Origin of the sequence: Streptomyces sp. AcH 505, from assembly GCF_000818175.1 — a bacterium.
Lineage (GTDB): Bacteria > Actinomycetota > Actinomycetes > Streptomycetales > Streptomycetaceae > Streptomyces.
On record NZ_JTIY01000001.1, the window covers coordinates 4,148,018 to 4,154,574 of the forward strand.

The window sequence follows — 6,557 nt, forward strand, 5'->3', positions numbered from 1 at the left end:
GCCGTACCCGAGCGGCTGTCGCCCCGGGCGACCCGACGGGTCGCCGTGCTGGGCGGCGCCGCCGTCAACACGGCATTGATCGCGACCACTTCTGCGGCGGAGCTGTGGTGGGCACCGACGATCGCACTGGCCGTCGGTGTGTTGCTGCTCGTGGTGTGGAGCAGGACCCGGCAGACTGCGGCCACGCCGGGCGACGGCGCTCTCGGCTGCGTAGCCGCATGTATTCCGCCGGCCTGCGCCGTGCCCCTGCTCCTGGCGGACTTCTCCTGGGTGACGTTGGGGTTCGGACTCCTGGGAATCCCGTTCTTCCTGTTTGTCGGCTTCGCCATCTCGGGAATGGCGGGGGAGATTGACGGGCTGCCGTCCGGTTCAGGGAACCTGATCTCGCTCGTCGCGATGGGGTCGGCGTCGTGCTTTCTCGTCATCCAGGGCTTGGACGGGGGCAATTGGATCATTCAGGCCCTCTGGGCGGCGCTGGTGTGGCTGGGCGTCGCCATCGGGCTGATGATGCTGCTCGCCCTCTCGCGCCGCTCGCCCACAGCGGCCCCGGTCGACCAGGCCCCCTGACCCCTCACCCGAACTCCCACCGCGTCTGGCTGTACGGCGCCTTCCCGAAGCCGAACGCCGTGCGCGGCGCCACCTCGAAGACATACGCCACGTTGCCCCGCTCACCGGCGAACGCGCCGTCCCGTACGTCGAAGTGCCAGTCCGCGCCGTACTTCTCCTCCCACGCAGTGGCGAGCGCCGTCAGCCGGGCGTCGTCCGTCACCCGCACCGCCCGGCCCTCGACCACCAGGTCGCAGCCGCCGTGCAGGGCGTTCGTGCCGGTGGTCAGCACCACCTCCGGGTTCTGGGCGAGATTGCGCGCCTTGCGCTCCCGCGCCCCCGTGGAGAAGTACAGCGCGCCGTCCGACCACACCGCCAGCAGCGGTGTGACGTGCGGGCGGCCCTCCGGACGTACCGTCGTCAGCCAGAACAGCTCCGCCTCCGTCAGCAGCGTCACCGCCCGCCCCCACTCCGTCGCGGTGGCCCGCGGTTCGCCGTAGCGGGCGTCCAGCTCGGTACGCGGGGTCTGCTGCGCCATGACGCTGTCCTCTCGGTCGTCCACTCGTTCACGCCGTACGTTCGCTCCTGCCATGTGTAGACCGTGCGCGCGCCCGAGACTCATCGCTGGGCTGCGACTACTCTCGGATCCGGACCTTGATCCGAGAGGTCCGGGACCCTCGTGGTCCGGGGCCGGTGCGACAGGAGAGAGAGACCCAGATGACGGTGCCGGGGCGCAGGAGCAGTACGTTCACCCGTCTGCTGCGGCACGGCTTCACCGATCCCTCCACCGCCGAGCGGTTCCTCGACACCCCCGAGATGTCCGCCATACGGTCCGATCCGCTGCTCCTCGACGCACTCGGCGCCACCGCCGACCCCGATCTGGCGCTGCGCGGTCTCGTCCGGCTGGCCGAGGCGCAGGAGCCGAAGGAGCGCAACGTCCTGCTGGACACGCTGGTCACGGCCAAGCCGCTGCGGGACCGGCTGCTCGGCGTGCTCGGGGCGTCCGAGGCGCTCGGCGACCATCTGGCCAGGCACCCGGCGGACTGGCGCGTCCTGGTCACCTACGAGTCGGCCGACCTGCACCCCGGTGTCGCCGAGTTCGAGCGCGGCCTGGCCGACGCCACCGACCCCGTGTCGCTGCGGGTCGCCTACCGCCGCTGCCTGCTCGCCATCGCCGCCAGGGACGTCTGCGGTACGACGGACGTGGCCCAGGCGGCGGCCGAGCTGGCCGACCTCGCCACCGCCACCCTGCGCGCCGCGCTCACGATGGCCTGCGCCGCCGCACCGGAGGACGCGGCGGCCTGCCGGCTGGCCGTCGTCGCGATGGGCAAGTGCGGTGGCCACGAGCTGAACTACGTCTCCGACGTGGACGTGATCTTCGTCGGCGACCTGCCCGAGGGCGCTCCCGAGGACGCCGACGAGGGCAAGGCCGTCCAGGCGGCCACCCGGCTCGCGTCGCACCTCATGCGGATCTGCTCCGAGACGAACGCCGAGGGGACCATCTGGCCCGTCGACGCGAATCTGCGGCCCGAGGGCCGCAACGGGCCGCTCGTCCGCACGCTCAGCAGCCATCTCGCCTACTACCAGCGCTGGGCCAAGACCTGGGAGTTCCAGGCGCTGCTCAAGGCACGTCCGGTGGCCGGGGACGCGGCGCTCGGGGCCGCGTACATCGACGCGCTCGCCCCGCTCGTGTGGCAGGCGGCCGAGCGCGACCACTTCGTGCCCGACGTGCAGCAGATGCGCCGCAGGGTCGTCGACAACATCCCGGCCGGGCAGGTCGAGCGTGAACTGAAGCTCGGGCCCGGCGGCCTGCGGGACGTCGAATTCGCCGTACAGCTCCTGCAGTTGGTGCACGGCCGCAACGACTCCTCGCTGCGCCGCAGCTCGACGCTCGAAGCGCTGGCGGCGCTCGCCGCGGGCGGATACGTCGGCAGGGCCGACGCCGCCCAACTCGACGAGGCGTACCGCTTCCTGCGCACCATGGAGCACCGCATCCAGCTGTTCCGGCTGCGCCGCACCCATCTGGTGCCCGAGGGCGAGGCCGATCTGCGCAGGCTCGGCCGCTCCCTCGGACTGCGCGGCGATCCCGTCGCCGAGCTGAACAAGGCGTGGAAGCGGCACGCCTCGGTGGTGCGCCGACTGCACGAGAAGCTGTTCTACCGGCCGCTGCTCGACGCGGTCGCCCAGCTCGCCCCCGGTGAGATCCGGCTCAGCGCGAAGGCGGCGGGGCAGCGGCTCGAAGCGCTCGGCTACGCCGACCCGGTGGCCGCGCTGCGGCATCTGGAGGCGCTGTCGTCGGGCGTGAGCCGCAAGGCGGCCATCCAGCGGACGCTGCTGCCGGTGCTGCTCGGCTGGTTCGCCGACTCCGCCGACCCGGACGCCGGGCTGCTGGGCTTCCGCAAGGTCTCCGACGCCCTGGGCAAGACGCCCTGGTATCTGCGGCTGCTGCGGGACGAGGGCGCGGCGGCGGAGAATCTGGCGCGTGTCCTGTCGGCCGGGCGGCTCGCCCCCGACCTGCTGCTGCGGGCTCCCGAGGCGGTCGCGATCCTCGGCGACCCGCACGGTCTTGAGCCGCGCGCCCGCGCGGGCCTTGAGCAGGAGATCGTCGCGGCGGTCGGCAGGGCGGACACCGCCGAAGGCGCTGTCGCGTCGGCGCGCGGCGTTCGCAGGCGGGAGCTGTTCCGTACGGCCGCCGCCGACCTCATCGGCTCGTACGGTACGGAGGACAGCCCGGCGGAGGAGGACCCCGGCGCCCTGGTCGACCGCGTCGGCAACGCCCTCACCGATCTGAACGCGGCCACCCTCGCCGGCGCCCTGCGCGCCGCCGTGCGGGCCGAGTGGGGTGACACCCTGCCCACCCGCTTCAGCGTCATCGGCATGGGCCGCTTCGGCGGCCACGAGCTGGCGTACGGCTCCGACGCGGACGTGCTCTTCGTGCACGAGCCACGGGAAGGCGTGGACGAGCCGGAGGCGGCCCGCGCCGCCAACACCGTCGTCGCCGAGATGCGCAGGCTGCTGCAGATCCCCACGGCCGACCCGCCGCTGATGATCGACGCCGATCTGCGCCCCGAGGGCAAGAGCGGCCCGCTGGTCCGTACGCTCGCCTCCTACGCCGCGTACTACCGGCGCTGGTCGCTCGGCTGGGAGAGCCAGGCCCTGCTGCGCGCCGAGCCGATGGCGGGCGACCCGGACCTGGGACGGCGGTTCGTCGAGCTGGTCGACCCGCTGCGCTACCCCGTCGAAGGCCTCGGCGAGGACGCGGTACGGGAGATCCGCCGGCTCAAGGCGCGGATGGAGACGGAACGGATGCCGCGCGGCGCCGACCCGACCCTGCACACCAAGCTCGGCCGGGGCGGGCTCTCCGACGTCGAGTGGACGGTCCAGCTGATCCAGATGCGGCACGCCTGGGCGGTGCCGGGGCTGCGGACCACCCGCACCCGCGCCGCGCTCGCCGCCGCGCGCGAGGCGGGGCTGCTCGGCGAGGAGGAGGCGCGGACGCTGGACGAGGCGTGGGTGCTGGCGACGCGGGTGCGCAACGGTGTGATGCTGGTACGGGGCAGGCCGGGCGACACGTTTCCCTCGGACGGCCGTGAACTGGGCGCGATGGGCCGCTACCTGGGCTACGGGCCCGGCCACATCGGCGACATGCTGGAGGACTACCGCCGTACGACGCGCAGGGCGCGCGCCGTGATGGAGGAGCTGTTCTACGACGCGACGTAGCGGGCGCCGCGCGACGGGGCCTGGCCCGCACGCCGCTCACGCCCGCACGCCCGCACGCCGCTCAGGAGCCGACGGACGCCCGCTGCTTCTCGTCCGCCGCCGGGAGCCTGGGCAGTTGGTACGGCAGCCGCCGGTACCAGGCGTACGACACGGCGTACCCGAAGGCCAGGCACAGCGCCCCGCCGACCGCGTCCAGCACGAAGTGGTTCGCGGTGGAGACGATGACCAGCAGCGTGACACACGGGTAGAGCAGGCCCAGGATCCGCGCCCACGGCGTCTTGGCCAGCGCGAAGATGGTGATCCCGCACCACAGCGACCAGCCGATGTGCATCGACGGCATGGCCGCGTACTGGTTCGACACCTGCTTGAGGCTGCCGGCGGACATCGAGCCCCAGGTCTGGTGCACGGCGACCGTGTCGATGAAGTGGGTGTGCGTCATCAGCCGGGGCGGCGCCAGCGGATACAGGTAGTAACCGAGCAGGGCCACCACGGTGGTCGCGAAGAGGGCGAGCCGGGCGGCGGCATAACGGCCCGGATGACGGCGGTACAACCAGATGAGCACACCGATGGTGACAATGAAGTGGAGAGTTGCGTAGTAGTAGTTCATGCCTACAATAAGCCAGGTCACAGAATTCAAGGCGTGATTGACCGACTGTTCGAACGCAATTCCCAAAGTATGTTCGGTATGCCAAATCCAGTTCGCATTGTGCAACGCTTTGACGCGCTGTTCGGGGACCGCGTTCCGGATCAGTGAATACACCCAGTAACTGACGCCGATCAGCAGGATCTCGAACCAGATCCGTGGGTGGCGGGGCGTTCTCGCCCGCTGGATCCAGCTCCGGCGAGTCGCCGTGGCCTGCGGTTCTGTCACTTCTGACGCCTCGGCTTCCTCGTCCTTCGTGGGTGACGTGGCAGCCGTTCGGCCTTCCTGCGATTGCACGGTCGTTTCACCCATAGTGAGAGAGTTTGCCAGATACCCACCATCCGACCGATCATCCCCCGACGGCGGGGGTCCCGCATTCGCGGCCGGTCGCGAACAGGGTCTCGAATTCCGGCATCAAGCCACATCAAGACACGTCAGGGACATCATGACCCAGCACATCGCCGCAACCGCCGGCGGTGCCTCCGGGCGCCGCGCACCGGACCCCAGCTCCGGCTGGTGGCGGGACGCGGTGATCTACCAGGTCTATCCGCGCAGCTTCGCCGACGCGAACGGCGACGGCATGGGCGATCTCGCCGGGGTACGCGGCCGACTGCCGCATCTCAGGGACCTCGGCGTGGACGCCGTGTGGCTGAGCCCGTTCTACGCGTCGCCGCAGGCCGACGCCGGGTACGACGTCGCCGACTACCGCGCCGTCGACCCGATGTTCGGCACGCTCGACGACGCGCGGGCGCTCATCGGCGACGCCCACGCGCTCGGGCTGCGCGTCATCTTCGATCTCGTGCCCAACCACTCGTCCGGCGACCACCCGTGGTTCCAGCAGGCCCTGCGGGACGGCCCCGGATCCGCGGCGCGCACGCGCTACCACTTCCGTCCAGGCAAGGGCCCGGGCGGCGAACTGCCGCCCAACGACTGGCCCTCGGTCTTCGGCGGCCCTGCCTGGACCCGCACCACCGACCCCGACGGCACGCCCGGCGACTGGTACCTGCATCTCTTCGCGCCCGAGCAGCCCGACTTCAACTGGGACCACCCGGAGGTCGCCGAGGAGTTCCGGTCGATCCTGCGCTTCTGGCTCGACGCGGGCGTGGACGGCTTCCGGGTCGACGTCGCCCACGGTCTCGTCAAGGCACCCGGCATGCCCGACATCGGCGCGGGCGGCACGGTCCGGCTGCTCGCCGACGACCTCCTGCCGTTCTTCGACCAGGACGGCGTGCACGAGATCTACCGCGACTGGCGGGTCCTGCTGGACAGTTACGCCGGTGAGCGGATCGCCGTCGCCGAGGCCTGGACCTCGACCGTCGGCCGTACGGCGAACTACGTCCGCCCGGACGAACTCCACCAGGCGTTCAACTTCCAGTATCTGAGCGCCCCGTGGCGGGCCGGCGAGCTGCGAGAGGTCATCGACCTCTCGCTCGCCGCGATGCGCCCCGTCGGCGCCCCCACCACCTGGGTGCTCTCCAACCACGACGTGACCCGGCACGCCACCCGCTTCGCGAACCCGCCGGGCGCCGGCATCCAGACCCGGCAGGCCGGCGACCGCGCGCTCGGCCTGCGCAGGGCCCGCGCCGCCACGCTGCTGATGCTGGCGCTGCCCGGCTCCGCCTATCTCTACCAGGGTGAGGAGTTGGGC

Annotated in this window: 5 protein-coding genes; 3 read left to right on the forward strand and 2 right to left on the reverse strand. The window is 71.7% G+C overall.

The window, feature by feature from the left end:
- On the forward strand, positions 1–567 hold a 567-nt coding region (locus tag HY68_RS43855), incomplete at its 5' end, for a hypothetical protein (RefSeq protein WP_041990460.1).
- Between the two features lie 4 nt (positions 568–571).
- Here HY68_RS43855 and HY68_RS18990 read toward each other — a convergent pair.
- Positions 572–1,084, reverse strand: a complete 513-nt coding sequence (locus HY68_RS18990; protein ID WP_041996569.1) for a pyridoxamine 5'-phosphate oxidase family protein — start codon at positions 1,082–1,084, stop codon at positions 572–574.
- Positions 1,085–1,263: 179 nt separating this feature from the next.
- On the opposite strand from HY68_RS18990, the gene HY68_RS18995 reads away from it, so the two are divergent.
- Entirely contained in the window at positions 1,264–4,266 is a 3,003-nt protein-coding gene (locus tag HY68_RS18995) for a bifunctional [glutamine synthetase] adenylyltransferase/[glutamine synthetase]-adenylyl-L-tyrosine phosphorylase (RefSeq protein ID WP_041990462.1), read from the forward strand.
- Between the two features lie 61 nt (positions 4,267–4,327).
- Here HY68_RS18995 and HY68_RS19000 read toward each other — a convergent pair whose 3' ends face one another.
- Positions 4,328–5,221: a phosphatase PAP2 family protein gene (locus tag HY68_RS19000; RefSeq protein ID WP_078863678.1), complete on the reverse strand. Its 894-nt coding sequence runs from the start codon at positions 5,219–5,221 to the stop codon at positions 4,328–4,330.
- Between the two features lie 133 nt (positions 5,222–5,354).
- Between HY68_RS19000 and HY68_RS19005 the strand changes: the two genes are divergently transcribed.
- Positions 5,355–6,557 (forward strand): glycoside hydrolase family 13 protein (locus HY68_RS19005; RefSeq protein WP_041990466.1); only part of this gene is annotated, 1,203 nt, incomplete at its 3' end.

Excerpts from the sequence above, each read along its gene's own strand:
- HY68_RS19000 (WP_078863678.1), bottom strand. The coding sequence starts at position 5,221 with ATGGGTGAAACGACCGTGCAATCGCAGGAAGGCCGAACGGCTGCCACG.
- HY68_RS18990 (WP_041996569.1), bottom strand. The coding sequence starts at position 1,084 with ATGGCGCAGCAGACCCCGCGTACCGAGCTGGACGCCCGCTACGGCGAA.
- HY68_RS18995 (WP_041990462.1), top strand. The coding sequence starts at position 1,264 with ATGACGGTGCCGGGGCGCAGGAGCAGTACGTTCACCCGTCTGCTGCGG.